Origin of the sequence: Micromonospora sp. NPDC127501 (assembly GCF_040302185.1) — a bacterium.
Taxonomy (GTDB): Bacteria; Actinomycetota; Actinomycetes; order Mycobacteriales; family Micromonosporaceae; genus Micromonospora.
This window is the reverse complement of the sequence record NZ_JBEORJ010000003.1, coordinates 392,288-418,754: the sequence shown is the minus strand read 5'-3', so window position 1 is coordinate 418,754 and position 26,467 is coordinate 392,288. Positions and strand designations below refer to the sequence as shown.

Sequence of the window (26,467 nt, the reverse complement as noted above, 5' to 3'; positions counted from 1 at the left end):
TGGATGGGACGGCACCGGGGGAGGGGACAGGGCATGGTCGGCGGCCGTCGCTTCCGCCCGGGTGGTGGCTTCGGCCGCCAACTCGACGAGTACGAGACGAGGGTCGGTGTGCCGCCGTCCCCGGAGTCGCCCGCCGCGTCCCACGGCGGCCTGGTGGACAGCGCGGTCTACATCCGGGGGCACCGGTTCGCCTCGCCGTCCGGCCTCGCCGAGACGTACCGCTGCCTCCAGGAGCAGGACGGCGCGATGGCCTGGATCGGGTTGTACCGGCCCGACATCGAGCAGATCACCTCGCTGGCCCGGGAGTTCCGGCTGCACGACCTGGCGGTCGAGGACGCGATCAACGCCCACCAGCGGCCCAAGCTGGAGCGGTACGGGCACACCCTGTTCGTGGTGCTGCGCGCCGCCCGCTACAACGACCTCCGGGAGGAGGTCGAGTTCTCCGAACTGCACCTGTTCATCGGCCCGGGGTTCGTGGTCACCGTCCGACACGGTGAGGCACCCGACCTGGCTGCGGTGCGGCGGCGGCTGGAGACCGAGGCGCAGATGCTCGCCCGGGGGCCGGAGGCGGTCCTCTACGCGATCCTCGACCAGGTCGTCGACGGGTACGCGCCGGTGGTGGCCGGACTTGAGAACGACATCGACGAGATCGAGACCCAGGTGTTCGGCGGCGACCCGAACGCCAGCCGCCGCATCTACGGGCTCAGCCGCGAGGTCATCCAGTTCCAGCGGGCCGCCCGCCCGCTGCTGAGCGTGCTCGGTGCGCTGGCCGACGGCGCCGGCAGCACGGATGAGGAGCTGCGCCGCTACCTGCGCGACGTGACCGACCACCTGACCCAGGTGGTGGAGCGGGTGGACGGCTTCCGGCACCTGTTGCAGAACATCCTGACTGTCAACGCCACCCTCGTCTCACAGCAGCAGAACGAGGAGATGCGCAGCCTCACCGCGGCCAGCTACAGCCAGAATGAGGAGCTGAAGAAGGTCTCCTCCTGGGCGGCGATCCTCTTCGCTCCCACCCTCATCGGCACCGTGTACGGCATGAACTTCGTCCACATGCCGGAGCTGAACTGGCGCTTCGGCTACCTCTTCGCGCTGCTGTTGATGCTGCTGGTCTGCGGCACCCTCTATGTGATCTTCAAGCGGCGCGGCTGGCTCTGAGCCGCGCGGCCGGGATTCACTCGATGCCGCGCAGGATGTGCCGTTCGTCCTCGACGTCGTCGTCGCCGGCACCGATCCGGCAGAGCAGTACGGCGGCCGCCCAGATCGTCAGTGGCGTGGCCGCCCCGGTCATTCCGCCGCCGGTCCGGTCGTCCCGGGTCTGGCTCCGCTCCGTGCGCGGTGGCCTGCGCTGAGCCTGCATGGGCCCTGCCTCTCCTCGTCGAAGCCGCCGTGGGTGGCGCGGGGTGACCCCGCGCCACACCGGTCGGGCGGACCGCCTGTGAGCAGCCCACCACCGGTACGACAGCCACTCGAACCTTCCCACGCCCGGCCGCATCCGCACCGCTTGTTTTCGGGTTTCCGACTGTCGCCCGCCAAACCGGACATTACGCCTCGACGGTCGAGGCGCGGTCAAGGCAGCGGGTGGACGATGCCGCGCGCGTGGTCGGTGAGCGCCGCGCCGACCACTGTCGCGGCCAGTGGCAACACCTCCAGGCAGCGGCGCACCGCGGCGGCCATCAGCGTGTTCGGCACCCGCATGGAGAGCGTGCAGTGCGGCACCCACCGCCCCGGCTGGTAGTGCTCGGCGAGGGCGATGCCGGCGGCGGTGAGCCGGTCGTGCACCAGCCGGTGGTGCGCCAGCAACTCCGGGGTGGGCGCCGGGCCGAGCCAGAGCACTCGACCGACGAACTGACCGGCGTGCTGGAAGTCGAGCCGCAGCGGAGCGGCCACCACCGTCCCCTGTAGCGCCTCGGCGACCTGCACCCTGTCGAAACGGGGTGCCACCATGAGCGAGACGTGCGGACGGTGGCGCTGCTCCAGCAGCGAGCGCATGCTCTGCACCCCCTCGGCCTCCAGCGCGTCCCAGAGCACCCGGATCCGGCGGGTGGCGTCCGGGTCCAGGTACAACTCCACCGCGGCGACCATTCGATCACCGTAGCCGCCGAGGTTTGCGCGCCCTGGTCCGGCGGTACCTGTTCGGAAACCGACCAGGAAGGCGTACCCGTGGACGTGAGTGACCTGTTGACCGAGGCGTACGACCGGCTGCCCGACCTCGTCCGCGCGGCCGTCGACGGCCTCAGCCCCGAGCAACTGCGTCACCAGCCCGGGCCGGGCGCCAACTCGGTCGGCTGGCTGGTCTGGCACCTCACCCGGGTGCAGGACCACCACGTCGCCGACCTGCTCGACGCCGAGCAGATCTGGGTGAGCGGCGACTGGGCGGGTCGGTTCGGGCTCGCCGCCGACCCCGACAACACCGGCTACGGGCACTCTCCCGCTCAGGTCGCCGCCGTGCGGCCGGAGAGCGCGCAGGCGCTGATCGACTACTACGAGGCGGTCGCGGCGCGTACCGGAAGCTTCCTGGCCGGCCTGGGCCCGGCGGACCTGGACCGCGTGGTCGACGAGGGGTGGGACCCGCCGGTCACCCTCGGCGTCCGGTTGGTCAGCATCGTCGACGACGACCTGCAACACGCGGGCCAGGCCGCCTACGTGCGCGGCCTGATCGAGGCCGGCTGACGCGCCCCTCACCCTTTCCAGGTGAGCCCGGCTCACCCCGACGCGGGTGATCCTGCGGGAAACCGTGGGGAGGGGACCCGATGGGCGCGACGGCGGAGCAGTACCTGCGACAGCTGGACACCGGTCGGCGGCCCGACCTGCCGGAGACCACCGCGGGGACGCTGCGGCTCGACGTCCGCGACGACGGCAGCACCGATCACTGGTACCTGACCATCGCCGACCAACAGGTCCGGGTGACCCGCTCGGCCGACGACGCCGAGCTGGTGGTGCGGGCCGACCGGCCGGTCTTCGACCGGATGGCCCGCGGCGAGCTGCACCCCGGCGCGGGCCTGCTGCGCAACGAGCTGACCGTGCAGGGCAACATGCGACTGCTGATGCTGCTGAGGCGGATCTTCTCCGGGCCGGACGGCGCCCGTCACCCGCACGAGCTGGGCCGAGCCGCGCTGGTCGGCCGGGCCGCGACGGCCGCTCGGAATGACACGACCGCTCGGGATGAGCGACCGTGAAGCAGGAACTGGTGCACGTCATCGCCGGCAACCTGTTCGCGATCAGCGACGCCCAGGGCGACATCGAGGTCGACCCGCAGGCCCCGGTCGGACTCTTCGCCTACGACACCCGCTTCTTGTCCCACTGGGTGCTCCGGATCGACGGTGAACGGATCAACGCACTCGCCCGCGACGACCTCACCTACTTCGAGACCCGGTTCTTCCTGGTCCCCGGTGCGGCGAGTCACTACGTCGACGCCGAAATGTCGATCATCAGGCACCGCTCGGTGCACGACTGCTTCCACGAGAACATCACAGTGCTCAACCACTCGTCGCAGCCCGCCGAGTTCACCGTCCGGATGGAGATGGCCAGCGACTTCACCGACATCGTCGAGGTCGGGCAGCTCCGGCAGCGGGCCGTCGAGGTCACCGCCGACCCGGCGAGCCAGCGGCTCGTGCTGCGCTACCAGCGGGACCGGTTCGTCCGCGAGACCACAGTGCGCAGCACAGTGCCCGCCGAGGTGGACGAGCAGGGGATGACGTTCCGGATCCGGATCGCGCCCGACGGGAAGTGGGAGACCGACCTGCACGTCAGCGTGACCATGGGCGGCGAGGAAGGCCGGGATCTCCGCGCCGACCTCCAGTCGCACCAACAGACCGTGCGGACCGGGATGCGCGAGGACCTGGCGCAGTGGCTGGACCGGGCGCCGCAGCTGGTGGCCGAACGCAACGGCCTGGAGGAGCTCTACCGGGGCAGCCTCGCCGACCTGGAGGCACTGCGGTACAAGCCGTTGTCGTACCGCGAGCGGGTGCCGATCGGTGGTCTGCCGTGGGCGATGGGGTTGTGTGGACGGGACGCCATCATCACCTGCCTCCAGACGATGGCCTTCACCCCCGAACTTGCTCCGGCGACGCTACGGATGCTGGCGCTCATGCAGGGCGGCCAGCTCGACGACGCGCTGGACGAGGAGCCCGGCAAGATCCTGGCCCAGCTCCGGTACGGCGAGACGGGAGCGTTCGGCGACCGGGCGAGCGCGCTGTACTACGGCGCGGCGGACACCACCCCGCTCTTCGTCGTGCTGCTCGACGAGTACGAGCGCTGGTCCGGTGACGCGGACCTGGTCCGCGAGCTGCGCCACCCGGCCCGGATGGCGCTGGACTGGATCGACGAGTACGGCGACCTGACCGGGGACGGCTACCTGCGCTACCAGCGCCGCAACGAGCGCGACGGCACGATCAACCAGTGCTGGAAGGACTCCCCGGACGCCATCGTCGACGCCCACGGTCGGGAACCCGCCTTCCCCCGCGCCACCTGCGAGTTGCAGGGCTACGCGTACGACGCGAAGCGGCGCGGCGCCCGGCTGGCCCGGGAGTTCTGGGGTGACCCCGCGTACGCCGACCGGTTGGAACGGGAGGCGGCAGCGCTGAAGGAGCGCTTCAACCGGGACTTCTGGCTGCCACACCGGGAGTACTACGCGTTGGCGCTCGACCCGTACGGCGAGCCGGTCGACGCGCTGACCTCCAACATCGGGCATCTGCTCTGGAGCGGGATCGTCGCGGACGACCGTGCGGAGGTGGTCGCCGAGCATCTGGTCGGGCCGCGACTGTTCAGCGGGTGGGGAGTACGCACGTTCGCCGCGGGGCAGCGCACGTACAACCCGGTGGGCACGCACCTGGGCGCGGTGTGGCCGTCGGACAACGCGCTGATCGCCGCCGGGTTGCGCCGCTACCGCCTCGACGTGCAGGCGGCCCGGATCGCGGACGGCATCTTCGACATGGCGCAGACGCTCGGTGGCGCGACGCCGGGAGTGATCGCCGGCTACGAGCGCGACCTCACGACCTACCCCGTCCAGTTGACGACGAGCTGCCGCCCGCAGGCGTGGTCGTCGGGAGCGTTGCTGATGCTGCTCGGCACCATGCTGGGCCTGCGACCCACCGGTGACAACCTGCTGGTCAACCCGGCGGTGCCGGAGGGGTTCGGTCGGCTGGAGCTGCTGGACATCCCTGGCCGCTGGGGTCACTCCGACGCCTACGCGAGAGACCGGACCACCGAACGCCGGCACCGCCTGCGCTGAGGCGGTGCGGCAGCGCTCGGCCCGGCGACGGTCGACGTCGGAGTCAGCCCATCGTCTTGGCGCCGTCGATCGACTCCCGCAGGATGTCGGCGTGCCCGGCGTGCTGGGCCGTCTCGGCGATCAGGTGCAGCAGCACCCGGCGGACCGTCCAGCTCGCCCCTGGCTCGAACCACGGCGCCTGCGGCAGCGGGTGTGCCGCGTCCAGGTCGAGGGTGGCGATCAACTCGTCGGTCTGGGCGGCCACCTCCTGGAAGCGCTCGACCAGCCCGGCGAGGGTCTCGCCCGGCAACATCTGGAACTGACCGACCCAGTCGATCTCCTCGCGGCCCATCGCCTCCGCGCCGCCGACGGCGAAGAGCATCCACCGGCGCTCGACGCCGGACACGTGCTTGATGAGACCACCGAGGCAGAGCCCGCTGACGGTGGGGCGGCTGGCCGCCTGCTCGTCGGTGAGGCCGTCGACCGTCTGCAAGAGGAAGGCGCGGTGCCTGCGCAGGCTCTGCAGGAGGTCGGTGCGCTCACCGGTGAGCTGCTCAGTGCTGGTCATGCCGCCACCCTTCGTTGATGTCCACCCGGTGCCACCGTAGGGCGAGGCACCGACACTTTCGGGCACGACACCTTCTCGACCGAAGACCCGCCAGCGGTTGCCGATCCGCGCCGGTGGCGGTCCACTGAATGACATGGGTGTGATTAAGGTGGGCACGTCGTCCTGGGCGGACCAGTCCCTGCTGCGTTCCGGGTGGTACCCGCGCTCGGCCAGCACCCCGGCCCGTCGACTGGGCTTCTACGCCAGCCAGTTCCCGATGGTCGAGGTGGACACGTCCTACTACGCCATCCCGGTGCCGGAGACGACCCAGGGCTGGGTGGACGCCACACCTGACGACTTCACCTTCGACGTCAAGGCGTTCAGCCTCTTCACCGGTCACCCGACACCGGTCGCCGTGCTGCCCCGGGACCTGCGACCGGCCGGCGGCCCGAGCCGGATCCGCCGCCGGGACCTGCCGGAGCCGGCGTACGACGAGCTGTGGGCCCGGTTCCGCGCGGCCCTCGACCCGATCGCGGCGGCCGGCAAGCTCGGTGTGGTGATGTTGCAGTTCCCGCCGTGGCTGGTGCGCAGCCCCGCGGCCGAACGCCGGATCGTCGAGCTGGCGCAGCGCTGCCGGCCGTGGCGGGTCGCTGTGGAGCTGCGGCACGGCTCCTGGTTGGACGACGACGCCGCGTCGGACACTCTGGACCTGCTACGCGCCCACGACCTGTCAGTGGTATGCGTCGACATGCCACAGGGCCACCCGTCGTCGGTGCCGCCGATCCTGACCACGACGGCGGAACCGGCGATCGTCCGCTTCCACGGTCACAGCGACGCCTGGGGCGAGGGCGACAAGCAGGAGAAGTTCCGGTACGCGTACGCCGAGGACGAGCTGCGGCACTGGGCCGGACGGCTGGCCGAGTTCGCCGATCTCCCCGACGAGCTGCACGTGTTGTTCAACAACTGCTGCGCCGGGCAGGCCCAGCGCGACGCCACCCGGCTCGCGCAACTGCTCGCCGAGACGATGGTCGTCGAGCAGGCCGTCCCGGCGACCGGCTGATCGCGGCACGGGCCGCTCGGCCCGGCGCCGGTCCGCTCAGGACCGGCGTCCCCGGCTGCGCAGGGCGTCCTGGGTCGACTCGCCGATGTCCGCGTCGTCGGGGAAGCTCCGGCCGCTGGGGGCGGGATCCGGTGGGGCCCCCGGTCCTGCCATCGTCGTACGGGTCGGCTCGACCGAGCCGAAGCCGTGTCGTCCCGCCTGGTCCGACCGGCCCGCCGGAGCACCCGCGCGTCGTTCGCCGCGCCGTCCCTCGGGCACCGCGGTCTCCTCGCTGCCCTCGTCCATCGGTGAGTCGTCCGCCGTGCCCCAGGGCGCGTCGGCGTCGAAGCCGTCGCCGGTGCCCCACGGGTTGGTCGCCTCCGGCTCCAGTCGGTCGTTGTCCCCGCTGCGTCCCTTGTGCGCCGTCATGGCCACCCCGCTCGTCGGTCCGCCGCCAGCGGCGGACGATGTGCCGTCCTCGGGCCGGGACCGCCCGCCCGAGTGCGGCGCACGACATGTCGCCGGCACGCCGCCGCGCACGGGGCATCCGTCATCGCTCCGGTGCGCGCGTACGGCCGGCCAGCGCCCCGCCGTCGAGGTGGCGGCGGGACGCCGGCCGGCCCGACGTTCAGCGTCCGGCCATCGCCATCGGCCGCTTGCCGTTGCTCATTCCCGCCATCTTGATCATGGTCTTCGAGGCGCCCTTCATCCCGCCAGCGCGACCGAGCATCCCGCGGAAGACCTGGCCGGGCTTCTGCTGCTCGCTCATGTACGCGGTGACCACGACCAGGGTCCCGGTCAGCGCCGGAATGGCCCACTGGAGCAGCTTCATCTGCCGCTGCGACGAGGCCACGCTGGACGGCGTCTGGTGGTTCGGTTCGGTGGCGCCGCTCACCGACGGGCCGCCGGCCTTCTCCAGCCGCATGCCGACCAACCGGCTGTAGCCGGTGACCGCCAGCGCGCCGATGGTCAACGCCGTCTTGATGGCGCTGGCCCGGGCGACGCCGGACTGGGCCGCCACCCGTGGGCTCTCGGTCACCAACTCGCCGACGGCGCCGGCCAGGTGCGCGCCGATCGCGGCCGCGTTGACCGGTGTCCACTTGGACCATCCGGCCGAGGCGACCGGGAGCCGCTGGGTCGAGTCGCTGATTTTCGCCGCTGCGCCGTTGACGCCGAAGGCACCCATGAGGGAGCCGCCAAACCAGGCCGCCAGGCCCAGATCGTGCATCGAGCGCAGTGCGGTATGCCGTTCGGACATGTGATCCCCTTCCGCCGTGTCGGGCGGTGCGGCTTACCCGCCGGTCGGGCGGCTAACCCCGCCCCGAGCGGGCCGATCCGCGCCGTGGAGGGCGACTACCGGACATCCGTGGCGTCGGCGGCTCGACCTGACCCGGGCAGGAGTCGTTCGCCCGGTGGCGGGTAGATCCCGAGCGACGCCGACGAGAGGGGAACGCGATGTCGCAGCCGGACGAGAGCCGGGAGAAGACCCCCAAAACAGACGCGGTGCTCATGCACCCCGACAACGACCCACACCGGAACACCGCAGAGGTCGCACCCCGCAAGGAGCACGCCGAGATCCAGGTGGAGCGGGACGGTGACCTGGTGCCGCTGGACCAGGACGAGTGAGCCGACCGGCCGGTACGGCTCAGCGGGGCGGCAGGTCGCCGACGAAACCGGCGATCCGCCGCGCCAGCGGGACACCGGCGCGGACCCAGGTGAAGTGGTCCAACGTCGTACCGGCCTGCGCCACTGTGTACCGCTCCCTGGTCACCGGCGCGTCGGCGAGCTTCGCGCAGAGGTGGTCCATGGTCTCGTGCGGGGTGAACTGGTCGTCGTCCACACTGACGGCCAGCACCGGGGTTCGTACCGCGCGGACGGCGGCCTCGGTGTCCGTACCGTCGAGCCGGGGGAATCGGCCGGTCCGCGCGGTGTGGGCCCAGTCGCGGATCACGCCGCGTGCCTGCCGACCGCCGAAGCCCCAACCCGGCCAGACCCCGAGCAGCGCCGCCGTGGCGGCGATCCCCTGGGTGTAGGGCAGTACGCCGAGGCCGCGACGGCCCGGGTAGCTCCGCCAGTACGGGATGCCGACCGCCACCAGCGCCAGTCCGTCCACCTCGCCGCTGCCGTGCAGGGCGAGGTGCAGCAGCGCGGCCTGCCCGCCGAGCGAGTGCCCGAGGAGCAGTCGGGTGCGTCCGTCCAGACGTGGCTTGAGGGCGGCCAGGACGGCGCCGACGTCGTCGGCCAGTTCGGCGTAACCGTGCCGGTCCGCCCGGCTCGGCGCGGGCGTGCTCGACCCGGTGCCACGCAGGTCGGCCACGACCACTGCCAGTCCGGCGGCGCGCAGAGCCGCGGCGAAGGGCCGGTAGTACCGGGCCCGGACCCCCATCGCGGGCCAGATCACGACCACCGGCGCGGCCGGCACCCCGGCCGGCTCCGGATAGACCTGTACACCCAACCGGCCACCGTCGACGTCGACGAACTCCTGCGCGTACTCCGGGTCCCCGTTCACCGGCCCAGCCTACGGCCTGACGTTACCGGCGGGTAGCAGCAGGCCGTCGGGGTCCACGACAGCGGTGGGCAGACGCGCCCCGCGCTCGACGGACGCGACGGAGGGCCCCGCCAAATGGCGGAGCCCTCCGAAGGACGCTGCGGTCAGGAGACCGAGATCGCCCCGTTGCTGGCCCGCACGCAGGCCACCGAACGGGCGCTGGTGGAGGCCGCGCCGCTCAGGCACTGGCCGAGCACCTGGTGCCCGGTGGCGTTCGGGTGCCACGACTCCTGGCAGGTCTGGAAGTAGGTGACGCAGGTGTTGGCGATGCGCTGGATGGCGATCTTGTCCTTGCCGGCGAGGCTGGTGACGAAGGTGCCAGTCGCGCCGTCCTGAAGCCGGATCGGAGTGGCCAGCGCGCCGCTCGGGCTGCTGGTCTGCTCGCAGAGCCGAGCGCCGTTGAAGGCCTGCTGCACGTTCAGGTACACCAACTCGTCGGCGGGGAACTCGGCCGCCAGAGTGTCCCGGGTGGACTTCACGATGCTGCCCAGGCCCTGCGAGAAGCGGTGCCCCGGCGCCAGGCTGGCCCGGTGGATCGGGCAACCGCCCGCGTACCGCTCGGCACCCAGGTCACGGAACTTGTCCCGGGTGTCGTCCCGGCTGTCCTCCTCGTGGAACTGCGGGTTCAGGTCCAGCGGCAGCGGGTTCGTGTAGTCCTGGAACACCACCCGGTGCTGCCCGTCCGCGTCCACCTGGTCGAGGGTGGTCAGGATCTGGCGTACGGCCGCGGTGGTCTCCGCGGTCGCGGCGCTGAGCTGCGCGGCGGTGGCCAGGTCGGCGTCGCTGCACGGCTTCTGCTCCACCGGCCCGTTCAGGTACGCCCAGAACTCCCACCAGCCGGTCCAGGCGTCGGCGATGAACCGGTTGGCGCATTTCTCCGCGACACTGCCGAAGGTGAACGAGCTGTTGTTGGAACCGAGGCCGATCAGCACCAGGTCGATGTCCTGGGTCTGCGCGACGGCGCGCAGCTGACTGAGCTGTGAGGCGACGGTACGACCGTTGGTCCGCGCCTGGGAGGCGTTGGCGATGTCGTGTGGCTGACCACCGGAGCAGGCCAGGTTGAACCGGTTCTGGATGCCGGGCAGGTTGGCCTGGTTGAGCGAGGCGTTCGCCGAGCGGTGGCAGAAGAACGCGTTGTTGTTCGCCGCGGTCCAACCGGGGAAGCCCTGGCTGACTCCGTTGACGTCGACGACCGGGGTGTACGCCCCGGCGCCCTCGCCACTGATGAAGCTGTCCCCGAGTGCCACCGCTGCGGTGGGCAACGCGGCGGACGCGGGTGCGGGCAGCGCGACGGCGGTCGACAACGCGGCCATGGCGATCGTTAGTCCCGCGGCGAGCGCGGTACGCCGGAACCTGGGCATGGGGCCCCCAACCATCGAAAGATGAAAGATTCTCTGAGAGCGCGATCAGATCACCCCGGCGCGACGGGCGTCAATGGCCCGTAACAGATTCGTTCGACGAAAGACATGCGCCCGTAGGACTGACGGGCTATCGCGTCGAGATTGGACCCGCGCTCCGTTTGTCGACCGCGCCGACCCGCGACGATCGTGCGTGAGTCAGCGACCGGTCGGGCGGCCGCGGCGGTTCAACAGGGCCGCGCCCAGGGCGTTCAGCCCGACACCCCAGATCAGGAGTACGCACAGCCACTGCACCCACGCCACGGCGCTCATCTCGCCCGAGAGCAGGTTGCGCACGCTGCCGAACGGAGTGAGCCACGGCTGCGCCGGGCGGAGGGCGTCCACGGCGCCCAGCAGCGCGAACAGCCCCAGCGGCAGGATGATCGTGGCCAGGAACGCCAGCACCACCGAGCGCAGCAACAGGCCCAGCCCGGTGCCCACCAGTCCGGCGACGATCTGCACCAGCACACTGCCCACCGCGACCGTCCCGGCGAACCGCCACGGCGCCTCGGCGACGTCGGCCGGGGGCAGCGCCAGCGTCGCGGCGCAGATCAGCACACCGGCCATGCCGATGACGACCGCCGGCAGCCCCACCGCGAGCACGGTGGGCAGGACCGGGAGGCGGACGGGCGCCCGGCGCAGGTCGCGTACCAGCATGATGCCGAAGAGCGGGGTCGCGACCGACAGCAGGCTCTGCACCGTGTCCGAGAGTTCGGCGAAGGTCCGGTCGGCGGGATCCGCCGCCGCGACCAGCGCCACGGCGGCCAGCAGCCCCACCACCAGGGTGCCCACCAGCAGCCACCGCCGGGCCGGCGTGCCGAGCGAGCGCCGCAGCGCCTCGCGAATCGTCTCGTCCACCTCGACCGCCTCCCGATCTCCTCGACCCGGACCGGCATGCACCCCGCGCTCAACCGGCCGCGATCATGGGTGAGCGTACCGGTGGCGGTGTCTCTGCGTGCTTCCATGATCACGCGGCGGCTGTCGGTTGGCTCACGTCCGGAGGGGCGCGCGCGGCGGGTCGCGTAGGTCCTCCGGTGGTTGTCCTAGCCTCGGGCTAGGCTCGCTGCGGCGCGCCACGCCGGCTGATGTCGCCGGTGACCGGCAGCACACCGCCGAGACCGGGGAGTACGACCAGTTGACCGCAGAGCCTGACACCCTGTACGGGGCCGATGACCTCACCCACCTTGAGGGGCTGGACGCTGTCCGCAAGCGGCCCGGCATGTACATCGGTTCCACCGACAGCCGTGGCGTGGGTCACCTCGTCAACGAGATCCTCGACAACTCCACCGACGAGGGTGTCGCCGGTCACGCCAGCCACGTCGAGGTGATCCTGCACGCCGACGGCTCGGTGCAGGTCGACGACGACGGCCGCGGCATCCCCACCGACGTGCACGCCAAGTCCGGCATCTCCGGCGTCGAGCTGGTGCTGACCCGGCTGCACGCCGGCGGCAAGTTCGGCGGCTCCGGCTACAAGACCTCCGGCGGTCTGCACGGCGTCGGCGCATCGGCGGTCAACGCGCTGTCCCGCCGCTTCGACGTGACCGTCCGCCGGGCCGGCAAGATCCACGCGATGTCGTTCCGGCACGGCGTCCCGGGCATCTTCGACGGCGACGGGCCGGACGCCCCCTTCACCGCCGGCCCCGGGCTCCAGGTGACCGGCGCCATGAAGCGCGGCCAGCGCACCGGCACCTCGATCCGCTGGTGGCACGACGCCCGCTACTTCGAGACCGGCGCCGCGCTCGACGTCGACGCCGTCCGGATGAAGCTTCGCAACACCGCGTTCCTGGTCCCCGGCGTGACCTACCTGCTGCGCGACCTGACCGGCGAGACGCCCGCCGAGGAGCGGTTCCACTACCCCAACGGGCTCAGCGACATGGTGGAGTTCCTCGCCCCGGCCGGCGACCGGCCGGTCTCCGGCACCCTGCTGGTCAACGGCGAGGGCACCTACCGGGAGAACGCCGCCGACGCCAACGGCGTCATGCAGTCCAACGTGCAGCGGCGCGCCGAGGTCGAGGTGGCGTTCCGGTGGGGCACCGGTTACGAGCGCACCGTCGAATGCTTCACCAACACCATCCGCAACGCGCACGGCGGCACCCACCGCAAGGGTTTCGAGCGGGCCCTCGTCCGCGCGCTCGCCGACGCGATCCGCAACACCCGCGGTCTACTCAAGGCCAAGGAGGAGCCGCCCACCCTGGACGACGTCCTGGAGGGCATGACGGCGGTGGTGCACGTGCGGATCCCCGAGCCGCAGTTCACCTCGCAGACCAAGGACGAGCTCTCCACCACCGGCATCACCAAGGTTCTCCAGTCCCTGGTCGACGCGCACATCAAGGCCTGGCTGGAGGACCGGCGCACCAAGGCCGAGGCGCGCACCGTCCTGCAGAAGATCGTCGACGCCGCCCGGGTGCGGCTCACCCAGAAGCAACAGAAGGACGCCGCGCGGCGCAAGACCGCCCTGGAGGGCGCGTCCATGCCCCCGAAGCTGGTCGACTGCCGGGCCACCGGCATCGATCGCAGCGAGCTGTTCATCGTCGAGGGTGACAGCGCCCTGGGCACGAGCCGGATGGCCCGTTCCTCGGAATACCAGGCGCTGCTGCCGATCCGCGGCAAGATCCTCAATGTGCAGAAGGCCAACCTCCAGCAGGTTCTGGACAATGCCGAGTGCGCGGCCATCGTGCAGGTCCTCGGCGCGGGCTCGGGGCGCACCTTCGACCTCTCCGCGCTGCGCTACGGCCGTGTGCTGATCATGGCCGACGCCGACGTGGACGGCGCCCACATCCGTACGCTGCTGATCACCCTGTTCGCCCGGTACATGCGACCGCTGATCGAGGCCGGTCGGCTCTACGCCGCGATGCCGCCCCTGCACAAGATCACCACCAAGGGGCGCAGCCCGCAGACCGTCTACACCTACACCCAGGCCGAGATGGAGACGACGGTCCGCAAGCTGGAGAAGGCCGGCAAGCAGATCGTCACGCCCATCCCACGGTTCAAGGGTCTCGGTGAGATGGACGCCGACGAGTTGTGGGACACCACGATGAACCCGGCGACCCGGGCCGTCCGCCGGATCACCCTCGATGACGTCGACGCCGCCGAACGCATCCTCGAACTGCTGATGGGCGAGAAGGTCGAGCCTCGTCGCAACTGGCTCATCGACTCCGCCGACCGCGTCGACCGGGATGCGATCGACGCATGAGCGCCCGTTCCGTTCCAGTGGAGAGCTGAGTCATGGCACGCCGTAAGGAAAACAAGGTCGACCTCTCCTCGTTCGACCAGGCCGGCGCGCGGGTCTTCGACAACCCGCTGGTCACCGAGGTCTCCGACTCCTACCTGGAGTACGCGTTCTCGGTCATCCACTCCCGCGCCCTGCCCGACGCCCGCGACGGCCTCAAGCCTGTGCACCGGCGCATCCTCTGGTCGATGTACGAGCAGGGCTACCGCCCCGACCGTGGGCACGTGAAGTCTGCCCGAATTGTCGGCGACACAATGGGTAAGTACCACCCGCACGGGGACACGGCGATCTACGACGCCATGGTCCGCCTCGCGCAGGACTTCTCCCTCAACGTGCCGCTCATCGACGGGCACGGCAACTTCGGCAGCCCCGACGACGGCCCGGCCGCCTCGCGGTACACCGAAGCACGCATGTCCCGCGAGGCGATGCTGCTCGTCGGTGAGCTGGGCGAGGACACGGTCGATGTCGAGCCCAACTACGACGGGTCGCTGACCCAGCCGACCGTGCTGCCGGCGGCCTTCCCCAACCTGCTGGTCAACGGCGCGTCCGGGATCGCGGTCGGGATGGCCACCAACATGATCCCGCACAACCTGGCGGAGGTCGTCTCCGCGGCCCGCTGGTTGATCAACCACCCGGACGCCACTCTGGACAAACTCATGGAGTTCGTCCCCGGCCCCGACCTGCCCACCGGTGGGGTGCTGCTCGGCCTGGACGAGGTGCGCCGGGCGTACGAGACCGGGCGCGGCGTGGTGCGGATGCGCGGCAAGGTGGAGATCGGCCCGATCGAGGGCAGCCGGGGTCGTCAGGCGATCACCGTGGTCGAGCTGCCCTACGGTGTCGGTGCGGAGAAGGTCATCGCCGCGATCACCAACGAGGTCACCAAGACCAAGCGGCTGACCGGCATCGCCGACGTCAAGGACCTCACCGACCGGGAGAGCGGCACCCGGCTCGTCGTCGAGTGCAAGGTCGGGGTCAACCCGCAGGCGCTGCTCGCCGACCTCTACCGGCTGACCCCGCTGGAGCAGTCGTTCGGCGTCAACAACCTGGTCCTGGTCGACGGGCAGCCGCGCACGCTGGGCCTCAAGGCGCTGCTGGAGGTCTTCCTGGCCCACCGGTACGAGGTGGTCACCCGGCGCACCTCGTACCGTCGGCGCAAGCGTCAGGAGCGGCTGCACCTGGTCGACGGTCTGCTGATCGCGCTGCTGGACATCGACGAGGTGGTCCGGTTGATCCGGGGCAGCGACGACGCGCAGGCCGCGAAGGACGGGCTGATGAGCCGATTCGGCCTCTCCGACATCCAGGCCACGTACATCCTGGACACTCCGTTGCGCCGCCTGACCAAGTTCGACCGGATCGAGCTGGAGGCCGAGCAGGAGCGGCTGCGCGCCGAGATCGCCGAGCTGAGCAAGATCCTCGACGACGAGCGGGTGCTCCGGAAGGTGGTCTCCGACGAGTTGGCGGCCGTGGTCAAGCAGTTCGGCACCGAACGCCGTACGACGCTTGTCGACGGTGACCTGAAGGAGGTGCTGGCCGCGTCCGCGCCGGCCGGCCCGCTGGAGGTCGCCGACGACCCGTGCCAGGTGATCCTCTCCGCGACCGGGCTGGTCGCCCGGACCGCTGCCGAGTCGGAGGAGAGCTCCGAGGGGCGCCGACGCAACGGCCGGGTCAAGCACGACACGGTACGCGCCATCGCGCACTCCACCGCCCGTGGTCGGGTGCTGCTGTTGACCAGCGCCGGTCGGGCGTTCAAGGTCGACGTCCTGCCGCTGCCGGTGCTGCCCGAGCAGGCGGGCACTGTGTCACTGCGTGGCGGTATGTCCGCGGCCGAGCTGGTGCCGTTGGCGGCGGGGGAGACCGTCGTCGGTCTGGCCCCGCTGGGCGGGCAGGCGGAGGGCTCACCGGGGCTGGCGTTGGGAACCCGGCAGGGCGCGGTGAAGATCTGCTCGCCGGAGTGGCCGGTGCGCTCCGACGAGTTCGAGGTGATCGGTCTGCGCGACGGTGACGAGGTGGTCGGGGCGACCTGGCTGACCGACGGCACCGAGACGCTGACCTTCGTCACCTCGGAGGCGTCGCTGTTGCGCTTCCCCGCCGGGTTGGTCCGGCCGCAGGGCCTCAAGGGCGGCGGTATGGCCGGCATCAACCTGCCGACCGGGGCGCGGGTCGCGTTCTTCGGCGCGGTGCGCACCGACGACCCGGTGCATGGCGAGCCGATGGTGGTCACCTCCACCGGCGCGACGGTCAAGGTGACGCCGTTCAAGGCGTACCCGGCGAAGGGCCGGGCGACCGGCGGCGTGCGCGCGCACCGCTTCCTCAAGGGTGAGACGGACGTGGCCGTCGCCTGGGTTGGTCCGCGACCGGTCGGCGCGACCGCCACCGGCGACCCGGTGGAACTGCCCGCCGCGGACCCACGCCGCGACGGCAGCGGCTTCGCGGTGATGCTCGGCCCGACGGTGGTAGGCCACCTGATCGAACGCGACTGACCCCACCCGCGTTGTCGGGCCGTCCCCGGGGCCGGCCCGGCACCTGCGGCCCGAAGATCGTGCTCGATCCTGGAAGTAGTGGTTTCGCCGACGCGGTGATGCCACTCGATCCTGGATCGAGCACGATCATGTGGGGTGGGGCGTCCGCCAGCGCGGTATGGTGGTGGCCTCTGTTGTCGGTGAGGGTCCGGGTGCACCGCGAAGCGCCCCTCAAGATGATTTCTTTCCTGTCCGGCGGAGTCGCCGGCGCGGCGTGAGCGCCGCCATCCGGGTCCGGCCGAGGCGCGAGCTACGCGCCGCCCGCCGTCCCCGGCCACACCGCTGTTGGGGTCACCTGATCGCCGCGCCGCTCTGGCCGCTGCACGGCGCGAACCTGGGCACCCTGTTGCGTACGTGCGACGCGGTCGGCGCCTGCCTCGCCGTGCCACCGTTTCGTTGGGTGGACGAGGCCGTGGCCCGGGGCAACACGCTGCGGCGGCCGGGCTGCGTCCACCGGGTCGGCAGCCCGCTGCGATGGCTGGCCGCCGAACGGGCCGCCGGCACCCGGGTCCTCGGGGTGGAACTGGCCGACGAGGCCGTCCGGCTCGGTGACCTGCCCGCCGCTCGGGGGCGCACCGTGGTGCTGCTGGGGCACGAGGCGACCGGCATCCCGCCCGAGGCGCTCGACCAACTGGACGCGGCGGTGGAGATTCCCATGGTCGGCCACGGCCACAGCCTGAACGTCGCGGTAGCCGGCTCCCTGGTCCTCTACAAACTGGCCGGCCTCCTGTAGTACGGCGCCCGGTCACCGCTGGACCAGTGGCGATCAGGCCGGAGAACCGCAAGGTAGGCCCGGACGACCGGTCCCGTCGCGTCCGGACCTACCTTGCGAGTCGCTGGTCACCGCGTGGGTCGGTTCCCGGTTTAGCCGTACATGGTTCTGGGCGAGGTCAGCAGGTGCGGGAGTTGTAGGCGGCCCAGTAGGGGCCGCTGCCCTGAGGCGGGTAGAACCGGTAGTTACCGTCGGGCGAACGCTGTAGGACGAATTGGTGCGAGCCGTACGGGCTCCGGGAACCCGTAGCCCCGTGGTACACCACGTACAGCCACCCGTTCTGGTTGTCGTGCTGCACCAGCTTGTCGCCGGCCTTCGTCCAGCTGTTCCGGCCTGCCGAGCCATCCGCTGAGAGGCCCTTGTCGCGCTGGAAGTTCCTCGTCGCGGCATCGGTCTGGTCCCCGAAGACGCCGTCGACACCGGACGAGGGCAGGTAGCCGTTCGCCCAGAGAATGGTCTGCCACAGACAGGCGACGTTCGAGTTGCGGTGCGTGGTGACGTTGGTGACGCCTTCGTCATCGAAGTCGTCAGACACCGCGCCGGTGCCATGGACGAACGCCCGGCCCGTGTAGGAGCCGCTGGCCGCGGCCGGCGTGGCGATGGAGACGTTGATGCCGATGGCCAATGCCGTGCCGACGGCGGGCATCGCGACTCTCGTGAGGACGCGGCGGGTGGATCGGTGCGACGACATGTATCTCCTCTGGTCGGGATTCGTGAGGGGGAAACGGTGCTGGGACGCGTCGCGTCTGCCGGCGGTGTCAGACCTGACACGACGAGGCGAGGTGGCCTCGCGCCAGGTGTGGACAGACGGTCCCGTTTGCCTCGCGCCATCGCCGTGCAAACAGGCCTGGCGATTGGCGCTCCTGGATGGGGCGGTGAGGACGGTAGAACCGTCCTCACCGCTCCGGGCCCCCCGTGGAGAAGGTACGGTGGGGCCGGTACAACCGCCGCACAACTCACGCACAGCTCATCTACTCGCCCGCTTGTCCGGGTGCTGTACGCGTCGCGGCACTGGCAGCGCCCACATGTGAGGTGCCTGGTTGCGTTTCGAACTCCTTGGCCCGTTCCGGGTGTACCGCGACGGCCGGCCGGTTCCACTGGGCTCGGTGAAGCAGCGTCTCCTGCTGGCGACCCTGCTGCTGCGCCCGAATGAGGTCGTCGGCACCAACGAGTTGGCCGCGATGCTGTGGGGCGACGAGGAACCGGCGTCGGCCGCCGCGAATCTGCGCACCTATGTGCGCGGGTTGCGGCGGTCGCTGGGCGGTGGGGCGACCTGGGATGGGATAACCGCTGCGGCCGGCGGCTACCTGCTGCGGGTGGGCCCAGGCGAACGGGACGTGGACCTGTTCGACGCCGCGGCGGCGCGGGGTCGTGAGGCGCTCGCCAGTTCCGATCTGGACCGGGCCGAGGCCGAACTCTCCGCCGCGGTGCGCCTGTGGCGTGGTGCGCCGCTGTCCGACCTGCCGCTGCGCTCGACGCTGGCTCGGCGGGTGGCGCAGTTGGAGGAGCGGCGGCTGCTCGTCGAGGAGGACTACGCCGAGGCGGTGCTGGCGCTCGGCGCGTCGGCGGACGTCGTGCACCGGTTGCGCGGCCTGCTCGACCGGCACCCGCTGCGGCAGCGGGCGTGGGGCCAGCTGATGGTGGGCCTGTACCGCATCGGAGACGTGGCCGGCGCACTGGATGCCTTCCGGCAGGCCCGACAGACGCTGGCGGAGGAGACCGGCCTCGATCCCGCACCCGAGCTCGTCACGCTGTACGACGACATCCTGCATCACCGCCCGGGGCTGGCGGGGCCACCGCCAACGGGGTCGGACCGGCCGGCGCCGGAGACGGCAGTCGGGCCGCTCATCCAGCGCCCCGAGCAACTGCCGCGTGCGGTGCCGGAGTTCGTCGGACGCAGCGTCGAGCTGGCGGGCCTCGACGGGCTTCTGGACGGCGGGGCTGACGGGTCGACGAGCGGGGCCATCTCCGTGGTGTCCGGCATGGCCGGAGTTGGCAAGACGGCCCTGGCGTTGCACTGGGCGCACCGGGTTGCCGACCGCTTTCCGGACGGCCAGCTCTATGTGAACCTTCGCGGTTACGACGAGGCTGGCGCGGTGTCCCCGCCCGACGCCCTGTCCGGCTTCCTCGAAGCGCTCGGGGTGGCCCACGCCCGGATACCCTCCGACATGGAGGCCCGGACTGGTCTCTACCGCAGCCTGCTGGCCTCCCGCCGGATGCTCCTGGTGCTCGACAACGCTCGCGACTCCGCCCAGGTGCGCGCCCTGCTGCCCGGTGCGGGCCGCTGCATGGTCGTGGTCACCAGCCGCGACCGGCTCGGCGGCCTGATCGCCGCCGAGTGTGCCACGCCGTTGACACTGGACGTGCTCACGGCGCAGGAGTCGAGGAGCCTGCTCGCCAGGCGTCTCGGGGTCAGCCGGCTCGCGTCCGAGTCGGTGGCGGTGGCCGACATCATCGAGGCCGCAGGCCGGCTTCCGCTGGCACTGTCGATAGTGGCGGCGCGTGCCGCGACCCATCCCACGTTCCCGCTCAGCGCGATCGCCGCCGAACTGCACTCGGCCGAGGCGAGGCTGGACGCCTTGGCCGACGGCGACGTCCGGCGCGTCTTCTCGTGGTCGTTCCTGGCCCTGGGGGTGGACGCGGCCCGGCTGTTCACCCTGCTGGGGCTGCATCCGGGCCCGGACCTGACCACCGCCGCGGCCTCGGCTCTCGCCGGTGTGTCGGCCGCCGCCGTCACGCCGATCCTGCGGGAACTGACCCGGCTCCATCTGCTGGCGGAGCACGCGCCCGGCCGGTTCGCCTTCCACGACCTTCTGCGCGCCTATGCGGCCGAGCTCGCACGGTCGTCGGAGCGCGGCGACGAACACGTCGCAGCCCGACAGCGCCTGTACGACCACTACCTGCACGCCGCCTATCCGGCCGCCCGGCTACTCCAGCCGCAGTGGCCCCCGATCGAGCCGCTGCCGCCGTTGCCCGTACCCGCCAGGCGGTCGGTGACCGATCACGACGGCGCGCTCGCCTGGTTCACGGCGGAGCATCGAGTGCTGGTCCGGGTGGTCCGACAGGCCGCCGAGAACGGCTTCGAGACGTACGCCTGGCAGATCGCGTGGGCGCTGACCACCTTTGTGGCGCCGCGCGGCCTCTGGCAGGACCAGCTCGCCATCCAAGAGGTCGCGCTGGGCGCCGCGGAGAAGGTCGACGACCTCGCCGGTCAGGCCGTCGCCAACCGGCTGGTCTCCCGCGCGCTGACCCGACTGGGCGACCGCACCACTGCCGAGTACCGGCTCAAGCGCGCGCTTGAGCTGCACGAACGTCTCGGCGACCCGATCGGCCAGGCCCAGACGCTGCACAACTACTGCGAACTCTGCTACCTGGACGGCCGGCTCGACGAGGCGCTCGCACACGGTCGCGAGGCGCTGCGGCTCTACCGGCTGGTCGGCAATCACGCGGGCGAAGCCCGCACGCTCAACGCGATCGGTTGGCTGCTCGCCACCACCGGCGACTATGTCCAGGCCATCGCCAGCTGCACCGAGGCCCTCGACCAGCAACGACGGACCGACGACCGCAACGGTCAGGCCGCGACGCTGGACAGCCTCGGCTTCGCCTACGACCGCCTCGGTGAACGCGACCGCGCGGCCAACTGCTACGAGCAGGCGATCGAACTCTTTCGCGACTCCGCGGACCGGTACCACGAGGCGGAGACCCTCATCCGACTCGGGGACACCCGGGAAGGGATGGGTGACCGCAACGCTGCCGCTGCCGCTTGGCGCCTGGCCGCCCGGATCTACGAGGACGTGGGCGACCCCGCAGCCGAGGAGGTCCGCCGCCGCCTCGAACGTCTGATCATGCCCTAGTGCAGGCCCACAGTCAGGCGACGTTGTGGGGGCGGAACTGGACGCTCACCCGGGGGCCCACGGGTCGGGTGGTCTTGGGGATGGCGTGTTCCCAGGTGCGTTGGCAGGAGCCGCCCATGACGATCAGGTCGCCGTGGCCCACCGGGAAGCGCAGGCTCTCTCCGCCGCCGCGTGGGCGTAGCAGCAGCGGCCGGGGTGCTCCGAACGACACGATCGCGACGACCGTGTCGGTGTGCGCCGAGCGGCCGATGGTGTCGCCGTGCCAGGCCACGCTGTCGCGCCCGGACCGGTAGAGGCACATGCCGGCGGTGACGAAAGGCTCGCCCAACTCGGGCGCGTAGTGCTCGGTGAGCGCGGCCCGCGCGGCGGTGAGCACGGGGTGGGGGAGTGGCCTCGCGCTGTCGTACCAGCAGAGCAGGCGGGGCACGTCGACCTCCGCGTCATACATGGTGCGCCGTTCGGCGCGCCAGGGCACGTCGGTGAGCAGGGTGTCGAGGACCGTGTCGGAGCCGCGCACCCACCCGGGGAGGTGGTCGACCCAGGCGCCCCGGCTGAGCTGGTGCCGGCGGATCTGGCCGGGCAGCGGCCCCAGCGTTGGCCCGGCGTCGGCCAGGTCGAGCATCGACGGCTGATAGGCGGCCTGCGTCATACGGCCACCCTAGCAGCACTTTCGTACACCCGTGCTAGCGCCGAAGGGTGCGGGCCCGATACCCCTCTGCAAGATCGTGCTCGATCCTGGATGTGGTGGCCTCCCGCGCGTTCGAGGGGACTGTTTCCAGGATCGAGCGTGACCCTGACCTTGATCTGCCGCCGTCAGCCGGGGACGGTGGCGGCGCGTACGGCGTCGAACACGGCGTCCACCACCCGCGTCCGGCCCTGCCCGTCGACGGTGGCCCAGGCGCGCGCGGCCAGCGTCGCGCGCCGCTGCGGCGAGCTGAGCAGCCCACGCAGGGTCTGTGCCGCCGTCGCTCGGGCGGCTCGTCCGGCCACACCACCGGCGGTCAGCTCCGGCAGCTCGCCGAGGCCGGCGGCCAGGCCGTGCCGCACCACCCGGGTGTACGACTCACGTTGGTTGTCGACCACGCAGACCAGTGCGCTGGGTGCGCCGAGGCAGCAGAGTTCCCAGGTGGACGTGCCGGCGGCGCTGACCACCAGGTCCGCTTCGGTGATCAGTGCCGGCAGGGAGGTGGTGGGCGGCACCGATCGGATGGTCTGCCCCCGGCCGGGGGCGACGTCGTCGACCTCCGCCTCGATCTCGGGTCGCCCGACGATGACCGTGAGGTCCATCGGATGACCGGTGGCCACCAGCACCCGGGTCAGGACCGGGGCCGCGCCGACCGCGTCGGTGCCGCCGAAGAAGGCCAGCACCCGGGGGCGGCTGACCGCCGTGGCGGGCGGGGCGACCGGCGGTCGAGCGCCGATCACGGTGTCGCGCAGCAGGGCGTACCCGCTCCCGGCGAGCAGCCGGCCGGGCAGTTCCGCCCCGGCCCCTGGCCCGGGCAGTTCCGCCCCGGCCCCCGGCGCCGGCAGCTCCGCTCCGAAGTTCTGGTCGAGGTAGAGGTCCGCGACCTGGCCCCGGCTGTCGCCGTCGATGATGGCGAGGGTGTAGACGCCGGCGGCGCGCAGGGCGCCGGCCCCGGCCGGGTCCAGTTCGTAGGAGTCGAGGACCAGCACGTCCAGGTGGTGTCGGCGGGCCGTCTCGACCAGTTCGGCAGCCGAGTCCGGGCCAGGGAGCAGCGGGATGCCCCGCGCGGCCAGCTCCGCGGTTGCCCAGTCGAGCCGTTCGACGGTGCCGAACACGGTGACGTCGGCGCCGCGGGCGAGGAACTCCTCGGCGAGCGCCAGGCAGCGGACGAGGTGGCCGACGCCGCGCCGTGGCCCGGCGTCGCAACGCAACCCGACCCTGAGGGTGCTCAGGACTCCTCCAGGTGCTTCTGTCGTACGTCGGCGTTGAGCGCGCGCAGCCGGGGCTGACCGTCGAGCCAGTCGGCGAGCTTGGCCAGCGGCACGCTGACGTCACCGAAGTGGTCGATGATCGCGCTGACCAGCCTCCAGTCCTGCTCGGTGTCGAGGGTGAGCCGCAGCGCGGAACGATCCGGGGTGAGCGTCACCCCGAGCACCCGGAACAGCTCCGGATGGGTGTACGCGTAGGAGGTCACGTGCACCCGGTGGTGGTCGGTGGCGAGCCGGCCCAGCGTACGCAGCGCCTCCGCTCGGATGATCTCGACGTCCAGCCCTCGGGGCAGGGTCCGGGCGATCGACGTGCTGGCGTAGTCCAGCCCGGGGACCGCCCGGTACACCGACGCGACCAGGGTGATGATCTCCGGGTCGAGCAGGGGGCAGTCGGCGGTGAACCGCATGACGGCGTCCCCCGGGTGCGCCGCGAGGGCGCCCACGAACCGGTCCAGCACGTCGTCGACCGGCCCGCGGTGGCACGGTACGTCGAGCCGCGCGCACTCGGCGGCCACCGCGTCGTCGACCGCGTCGGTGCTGGTGGCGACCACCAGGTCGGCCAGAACGCCGCTGTCCCGCGCGGCCCGTACGACCCGGCCCAGCACGGAGCGTCCGGCGAGCGGACGGAGCACCTTGCCGGGCAGCCGGGACGAACCCATCCGCGCCTGCACGATGCCGACGATCCGTGGCCCCGCGTCGTCCGCGCAGACCCCGGGCACCGGTACGCCGGTCACTGCTGCTCCTCCTGCTTGGGGGCCAGCACCGCGGTGGCCCGACGTTTGGCGGCGCGCGCACCCCGCTTGGCGAGGCGGGCCGGGGTGATGGCGAGCCGGCCCACCCGGTAGCTGAGCGACCCGCTGAGCAGGCCGATCGTCGTCTCGGCCCGGCGCAGCGCCCGTTCCCGCGAGGTGAGCAACTCCTCGGTCCACGCGGTCAGCGCGGCCAACCGGGTGAGTTCCTCGCGCTGGCGCAGCCACGCCTCGCGTAGCTGCTGGTAGCTGTGCCCGCCCACCGGCGGATCGGTCGGCGCGACGGCATGCAGTTCGGCGGCGAGGTCGACAGTGCCGGCGGCGTCCAGCCCGTGCAACGCGGCGGCGATGGCCGCCTCGGCCTCGACCGCCTCGCTGACGGTCGCGCGGTCGAGGTCGTGACCGGCGAGTCCGCCGAGCACCACGGTCAGGCCCGCGACGTCGAGAGTGGACGGCCACGGGTGGGCGTACCCGCCGGTGAGCAGGCCCGCGGCGAAGCGCCACAGCCCGCGGGCGAGCACCACGTCGGCGGGCAGCGCGGCGGTGGCCCGCCAGCTCGGGTCGAGCACCGCGTACCGCTCGCCGTCGACCACCACGTTGTCGGTGCCGGCCAGCGCCGCCGCGCCGGCGATCCGGCCGTCGGTGTCGGCCTGATCGGCGAGCCAGCCCGCGTAACCGCGCAGCAGCGCGCGCAGGGTGGCCAGGTCGCGGCGCAGGGCCGCGTCGAGCAGCAGGGTACGCAGCAGCCGGCCGGACGGCACCGGTCCGGACAGCGCGTCCGCGTCCCGGTACGCGGCCTCGCGGCTGGCGAACGGCGCGACGGCCGGCCTCGTCGCTTCGGTGGCCGCGATGAGCCCCCAGCGCCAACCGGAGGGGCCGTGCAGCACCTCCAGCACGCCGATCCCGGGGCGACCGGTCTGCACGAGGGCCACCGGCAGATCCCGGTCGACCGTCGGCGTTTTCGGGTCCGTGGGGTCCGCGGGCCGGTGGGCGAGCGTCAACCAGCCCGGTGCGAGATCGGCGGCGCGCCCGGCGTGCAGCGCGTCCACCGCGAGCCGGGCCGGGTCCTGGAGCACCGTGGCGCTGGTGAAACCTCCGGCGCAGGCGCCGTGCAGAACCGCCTCGAACAGGCCGGAGCCCGCGTCCCGGTCGAGGTGGTCGGCGTCCAGCAGCGCCGTCGGGGTGCTGACGCCGGGGTACGCGGCCCAGCACGCGGTCGGCCGCAGCCCCGCCGCGCCGAGCCGCTCGCGCAGTTGGTCCCGGTTGGCCGGGTGGGCGCGGTCCAGCACGCCGCCGATCACCCAGGCGGAGTCGTCGCGGCGGGCGTACCAGGGGGTGGTGTCGACCAGCCGGTGCAGGCCCAGGGGGTTGTCCAGGCGCAGCAGCAACGCGCCACCCGGTCGCACCGCCGCGACGAGTCGCGCCAGAACAGCGTCCCAGCCGAGCCGGGTGCCCTCCACCGACTCCACCGGGTCCAGCCCGGCAGCGGCGATCACCACGTCGTACGTCTCGTCGTCGGGCAGCCCGGCCGGGCCACCCACCACCACGCGGGCGGCCCGGTGCGCCAGCGCCACCGCGTCCGGGTGGCTGCGTAGCAGGCAGGTCACCTCGGCGTGGGTGAGCTGGTCGAGCAGCGCCGGGTCGTGTGGACCGGCCACCAGGACCCGCGCGCCGGGCGGCACCAACCGGGCGGCCAGCGCGGCGAGCGGCCCACCGTTGGCCAGCCGTTCCTGCGGCAGATCCGACCAGGCCAGCATCTCGCCGCCCGGCAGGGTGATCCGGTCGGCGGGTGCCGTCTCAGTCGTCACGGTCTTCCTCTTCCTCCTGGAGGTTCGCCCAGCCGAGCAGCTCGCGGAGCTCGGCCGGCGTGCAGCGGTGGTCGGTGCCCAGCTCGGCGCGGGCGATATCGACCGCGGTGGGCAGGTCGACAGTGGTGCCGTGCAGCTGCGGCCACTGCCGTCGGATCCGAGCGGTGCCCCCGAAGGTGGGATCCTCGTTGGACAGGATCATCGGGTCGCCGTAGACCGCCGGCTCGCACCCCGCAGCGATGCCGTAGAAGATCGCGCTGGTCAGCCGGTTGGATGCCACCCGGCGGTGACGGCGCAGCTCGGTGAGCTGTCGGTCGAGGAACTCCGGATCGGTGTCCTTCCACCAGTGTCCCCGGTACCCGTGGCAGATCACCCGGAACCCGGCGCGCTCGTAGAGCCGGCGCACGTTGCGCATCCGGTACTCGTGCCAGTAGAGGCAGACCGTGACCGGGCCGGGCTCGGTGTCCTGGATGAGGGCGATCAGTTTGCGGTGGTCGCCCTTGACGTGTTGACCCTCCCAGCCGTGGAACGGGTACCAGATGGTGCCCTCCCGGTCCTGGGCCGGTGGTTCCTCGGGTCGCATGGCCAACAGGTAGCTGAACGGCGCGCCGATGACGACCACGTTGCGTCGCCCCACCGACCAGGCCCGGCGGCGGGTCTGCTCCGACCAGAGCAGGCTGGGGGTGCGGTCGGCGTACGGGTGGCCGGGGGCCAGGCCGTCACCGATGTTCCAGCCGTGCTGCACGTACCCGTTGATCCGGGGTGGGTGCCGGTCGCCGAGACCGGCGTACCGGGCCAGCACGTGCGCGTGGCCGTAGAAGTGGTTGGCGTGGTGCATCA

General features: G+C 71.9%; 24 protein-coding genes. 10 read left to right on the top strand and 14 right to left on the bottom strand.

Annotated features, from left to right (window positions below):
- The first annotated feature begins 33 nt into the window (after positions 1-33).
- Positions 34-1,158 (top strand): magnesium/cobalt transporter CorA, encoded by a 1,125-nt coding sequence (gene corA, locus ABTW72_RS09285; protein ID WP_350856313.1) that lies wholly within the window; start codon positions 34-36, stop codon positions 1,156-1,158.
- Positions 1,159-1,174: 16 nt separating this feature from the next.
- Here the strand turns inward: corA and ABTW72_RS09280 are convergent, their stop codons facing one another.
- The gene (locus tag ABTW72_RS09280; protein WP_350856311.1) at positions 1,175-1,360 is read right to left on the bottom strand and encodes a hypothetical protein; all 186 of its coding nucleotides are present in this window, start codon (positions 1,358-1,360) and stop codon (positions 1,175-1,177) included.
- Between the two features lie 209 nt (positions 1,361-1,569).
- Positions 1,570-2,085: a 2'-5' RNA ligase family protein gene (locus ABTW72_RS09275; RefSeq protein WP_350856308.1), complete on the bottom strand. Its 516-nt coding sequence runs from the start codon at positions 2,083-2,085 to the stop codon at positions 1,570-1,572.
- Between the two features lie 78 nt (positions 2,086-2,163).
- Here ABTW72_RS09275 and ABTW72_RS09270 point away from each other — a divergent pair, with 78 nt between their 5' ends.
- From ABTW72_RS09270 to ABTW72_RS09260, 3 genes are all read left to right on the top strand, one after another.
- Positions 2,164-2,673, top strand: a complete 510-nt coding sequence (locus tag ABTW72_RS09270; protein ID WP_350856305.1) for a mycothiol transferase — start codon at positions 2,164-2,166, stop codon at positions 2,671-2,673.
- Between the two features lie 80 nt (positions 2,674-2,753).
- The gene (locus ABTW72_RS09265) at positions 2,754-3,179 is read left to right on the top strand and encodes an SCP2 sterol-binding domain-containing protein (protein ID WP_350856302.1); all 426 of its coding nucleotides are present in this window, start codon (positions 2,754-2,756) and stop codon (positions 3,177-3,179) included.
- Positions 3,176-5,233, top strand: coding sequence for an amylo-alpha-1,6-glucosidase (locus tag ABTW72_RS09260; protein ID WP_350856299.1), 2,058 nt, complete (start codon positions 3,176-3,178; stop codon positions 5,231-5,233). Before ABTW72_RS09265 ends, ABTW72_RS09260 begins: the two co-directional genes overlap by 4 nt.
- 43 nt (positions 5,234-5,276) lie before the next feature.
- Here the strand turns inward: ABTW72_RS09260 and ABTW72_RS09255 are convergent, their stop codons facing one another.
- Positions 5,277-5,780 (bottom strand): DinB family protein, encoded by a 504-nt coding sequence (locus ABTW72_RS09255; RefSeq protein ID WP_350856296.1) that lies wholly within the window; start codon positions 5,778-5,780, stop codon positions 5,277-5,279.
- Positions 5,781-5,913: 133 nt separating this feature from the next.
- On the opposite strand from ABTW72_RS09255, the gene ABTW72_RS09250 reads away from it, so the two are divergent.
- Positions 5,914-6,819, top strand: coding sequence for a DUF72 domain-containing protein (locus tag ABTW72_RS09250; RefSeq protein ID WP_350856293.1), 906 nt, complete (start codon positions 5,914-5,916; stop codon positions 6,817-6,819).
- 36 nt (positions 6,820-6,855) lie between these two features.
- Here ABTW72_RS09250 and ABTW72_RS09245 read toward each other — a convergent pair whose 3' ends face one another.
- Entirely contained in the window at positions 6,856-7,227 is a 372-nt protein-coding gene (locus tag ABTW72_RS09245; RefSeq protein WP_350856291.1) for a hypothetical protein, read from the bottom strand.
- A 199-nt stretch (positions 7,228-7,426) separates the two neighbouring features.
- Positions 7,427-8,056, bottom strand: coding sequence for a hypothetical protein (locus ABTW72_RS09240; protein WP_350856288.1), 630 nt, complete (start codon positions 8,054-8,056; stop codon positions 7,427-7,429).
- A gap of 197 nt (positions 8,057-8,253) precedes the next feature.
- Between ABTW72_RS09240 and ABTW72_RS09235 the strand changes: the two genes are divergently transcribed.
- Entirely contained in the window at positions 8,254-8,424 is a 171-nt protein-coding gene (locus tag ABTW72_RS09235; RefSeq protein ID WP_203149162.1) for a hypothetical protein, read from the top strand.
- A 19-nt stretch (positions 8,425-8,443) separates the two neighbouring features.
- Here the strand turns inward: ABTW72_RS09235 and ABTW72_RS09230 are convergent, their stop codons facing one another.
- The 3 genes from ABTW72_RS09230 to ABTW72_RS09220 form a co-directional block, all read right to left on the bottom strand.
- Entirely contained in the window at positions 8,444-9,307 is an 864-nt protein-coding gene (locus ABTW72_RS09230) for an alpha/beta hydrolase family protein (RefSeq protein WP_350856285.1), read from the bottom strand.
- 143 nt (positions 9,308-9,450) lie between these two features.
- Positions 9,451-10,707, bottom strand: a complete 1,257-nt coding sequence (locus tag ABTW72_RS09225; RefSeq protein WP_350856282.1) for an SGNH/GDSL hydrolase family protein — start codon at positions 10,705-10,707, stop codon at positions 9,451-9,453.
- A 195-nt stretch (positions 10,708-10,902) separates the two neighbouring features.
- A complete protein-coding gene (locus ABTW72_RS09220) occupies positions 10,903-11,601 on the bottom strand; it encodes a hypothetical protein (RefSeq protein ID WP_350856280.1) in 699 nt (232 codons plus the stop codon).
- A gap of 277 nt (positions 11,602-11,878) precedes the next feature.
- Here ABTW72_RS09220 and ABTW72_RS09215 point away from each other — a divergent pair, with 277 nt between their 5' ends.
- The 3 genes from ABTW72_RS09215 to ABTW72_RS09205 all read left to right on the top strand — a co-directional run bounded on the left by ABTW72_RS09215 (position 11,879) and on the right by ABTW72_RS09205 (position 17,224).
- Complete coding sequence (locus ABTW72_RS09215) at positions 11,879-13,936, top strand: DNA gyrase/topoisomerase IV subunit B (protein ID WP_350856277.1); 2,058 nt, start codon at positions 11,879-11,881, stop codon at positions 13,934-13,936.
- A gap of 32 nt (positions 13,937-13,968) precedes the next feature.
- Complete coding sequence (locus ABTW72_RS09210) at positions 13,969-16,452, top strand: DNA gyrase/topoisomerase IV subunit A (RefSeq protein WP_350856274.1); 2,484 nt, start codon at positions 13,969-13,971, stop codon at positions 16,450-16,452.
- A 253-nt stretch (positions 16,453-16,705) separates the two neighbouring features.
- The gene (locus ABTW72_RS09205) at positions 16,706-17,224 is read left to right on the top strand and encodes a TrmH family RNA methyltransferase (protein WP_112699877.1); all 519 of its coding nucleotides are present in this window, start codon (positions 16,706-16,708) and stop codon (positions 17,222-17,224) included.
- A gap of 157 nt (positions 17,225-17,381) precedes the next feature.
- Here the strand turns inward: ABTW72_RS09205 and ABTW72_RS09200 are convergent, their stop codons facing one another.
- Complete coding sequence (locus tag ABTW72_RS09200) at positions 17,382-17,909, bottom strand: peptidoglycan-binding domain-containing protein (protein ID WP_350856271.1); 528 nt, start codon at positions 17,907-17,909, stop codon at positions 17,382-17,384.
- Between the two features lie 460 nt (positions 17,910-18,369).
- Here ABTW72_RS09200 and ABTW72_RS09195 point away from each other — a divergent pair, with 460 nt between their 5' ends.
- Positions 18,370-21,117, top strand: a complete 2,748-nt coding sequence (locus ABTW72_RS09195; protein WP_350856268.1) for an AfsR/SARP family transcriptional regulator — start codon at positions 18,370-18,372, stop codon at positions 21,115-21,117.
- 13 nt (positions 21,118-21,130) lie between these two features.
- Here the strand turns inward: ABTW72_RS09195 and ABTW72_RS09190 are convergent, their stop codons facing one another.
- The 5 genes from ABTW72_RS09190 to ABTW72_RS09170 all read right to left on the bottom strand — a co-directional run bounded on the left by ABTW72_RS09190 (position 21,131) and on the right by ABTW72_RS09170 (position 26,465).
- On the bottom strand, positions 21,131-21,766 hold the full coding sequence (locus ABTW72_RS09190; protein ID WP_350856265.1) for an alpha-ketoglutarate-dependent dioxygenase AlkB: 636 nt from the start codon (positions 21,764-21,766) through the stop codon (positions 21,131-21,133).
- Positions 21,767-21,930: 164 nt separating this feature from the next.
- Complete coding sequence (locus ABTW72_RS09185) at positions 21,931-23,034, bottom strand: PseG/SpsG family protein (protein ID WP_350856735.1); 1,104 nt, start codon at positions 23,032-23,034, stop codon at positions 21,931-21,933.
- Positions 23,031-23,804: a cytidylyltransferase domain-containing protein gene (locus ABTW72_RS09180; protein WP_350856262.1), complete on the bottom strand. Its 774-nt coding sequence runs from the start codon at positions 23,802-23,804 to the stop codon at positions 23,031-23,033. Before ABTW72_RS09180 ends, ABTW72_RS09185 begins: the two co-directional genes overlap by 4 nt.
- Positions 23,801-25,627 carry a class I SAM-dependent methyltransferase gene (locus ABTW72_RS09175; RefSeq protein ID WP_350856259.1) on the bottom strand — a complete coding sequence of 609 codons (1,827 nt, stop codon included), beginning with the start codon at positions 25,625-25,627 and terminating at the stop codon, positions 23,801-23,803. Before ABTW72_RS09175 ends, ABTW72_RS09180 begins: the two co-directional genes overlap by 4 nt.
- On the bottom strand, positions 25,617-26,465 hold the full coding sequence (locus ABTW72_RS09170; protein WP_350856257.1) for a hypothetical protein: 849 nt from the start codon (positions 26,463-26,465) through the stop codon (positions 25,617-25,619). Before ABTW72_RS09170 ends, ABTW72_RS09175 begins: the two co-directional genes overlap by 11 nt.
- Positions 26,466-26,467 lie beyond the last annotated feature (2 nt).

Coding starts and splice junctions, on each gene's coding strand:
- corA (WP_350856313.1), top strand. CDS start 34: ATGGTCGGCGGCCGTCGCTTCCGCCCGGGTGGTGGCTTCGGCCGCCAA.
- ABTW72_RS09280 (WP_350856311.1), bottom strand. CDS start 1,360: ATGCAGGCTCAGCGCAGGCCACCGCGCACGGAGCGGAGCCAGACCCGG.
- ABTW72_RS09275 (WP_350856308.1), bottom strand. CDS start 2,085: ATGGTCGCCGCGGTGGAGTTGTACCTGGACCCGGACGCCACCCGCCGG.
- ABTW72_RS09265 (WP_350856302.1), top strand. CDS start 2,754: ATGGGCGCGACGGCGGAGCAGTACCTGCGACAGCTGGACACCGGTCGG.
- ABTW72_RS09255 (WP_350856296.1), bottom strand. CDS start 5,780: ATGACCAGCACTGAGCAGCTCACCGGTGAGCGCACCGACCTCCTGCAG.
- ABTW72_RS09250 (WP_350856293.1), top strand. CDS start 5,914: ATGGGTGTGATTAAGGTGGGCACGTCGTCCTGGGCGGACCAGTCCCTG.
- ABTW72_RS09245 (WP_350856291.1), bottom strand. CDS start 7,227: ATGACGGCGCACAAGGGACGCAGCGGGGACAACGACCGACTGGAGCCG.
- ABTW72_RS09240 (WP_350856288.1), bottom strand. CDS start 8,056: ATGTCCGAACGGCATACCGCACTGCGCTCGATGCACGATCTGGGCCTG.
- ABTW72_RS09235 (WP_203149162.1), top strand. CDS start 8,254: ATGTCGCAGCCGGACGAGAGCCGGGAGAAGACCCCCAAAACAGACGCG.
- ABTW72_RS09225 (WP_350856282.1), bottom strand. CDS start 10,707: ATGCCCAGGTTCCGGCGTACCGCGCTCGCCGCGGGACTAACGATCGCC.
- ABTW72_RS09210 (WP_350856274.1), top strand. CDS start 13,969: ATGGCACGCCGTAAGGAAAACAAGGTCGACCTCTCCTCGTTCGACCAG.
- ABTW72_RS09200 (WP_350856271.1), bottom strand. CDS start 17,909: ATGCCCGCCGTCGGCACGGCATTGGCCATCGGCATCAACGTCTCCATC.
- ABTW72_RS09190 (WP_350856265.1), bottom strand. CDS start 21,766: ATGACGCAGGCCGCCTATCAGCCGTCGATGCTCGACCTGGCCGACGCC.
- ABTW72_RS09170 (WP_350856257.1), bottom strand. CDS start 26,465: ATGCACCACGCCAACCACTTCTACGGCCACGCGCACGTGCTGGCCCGG.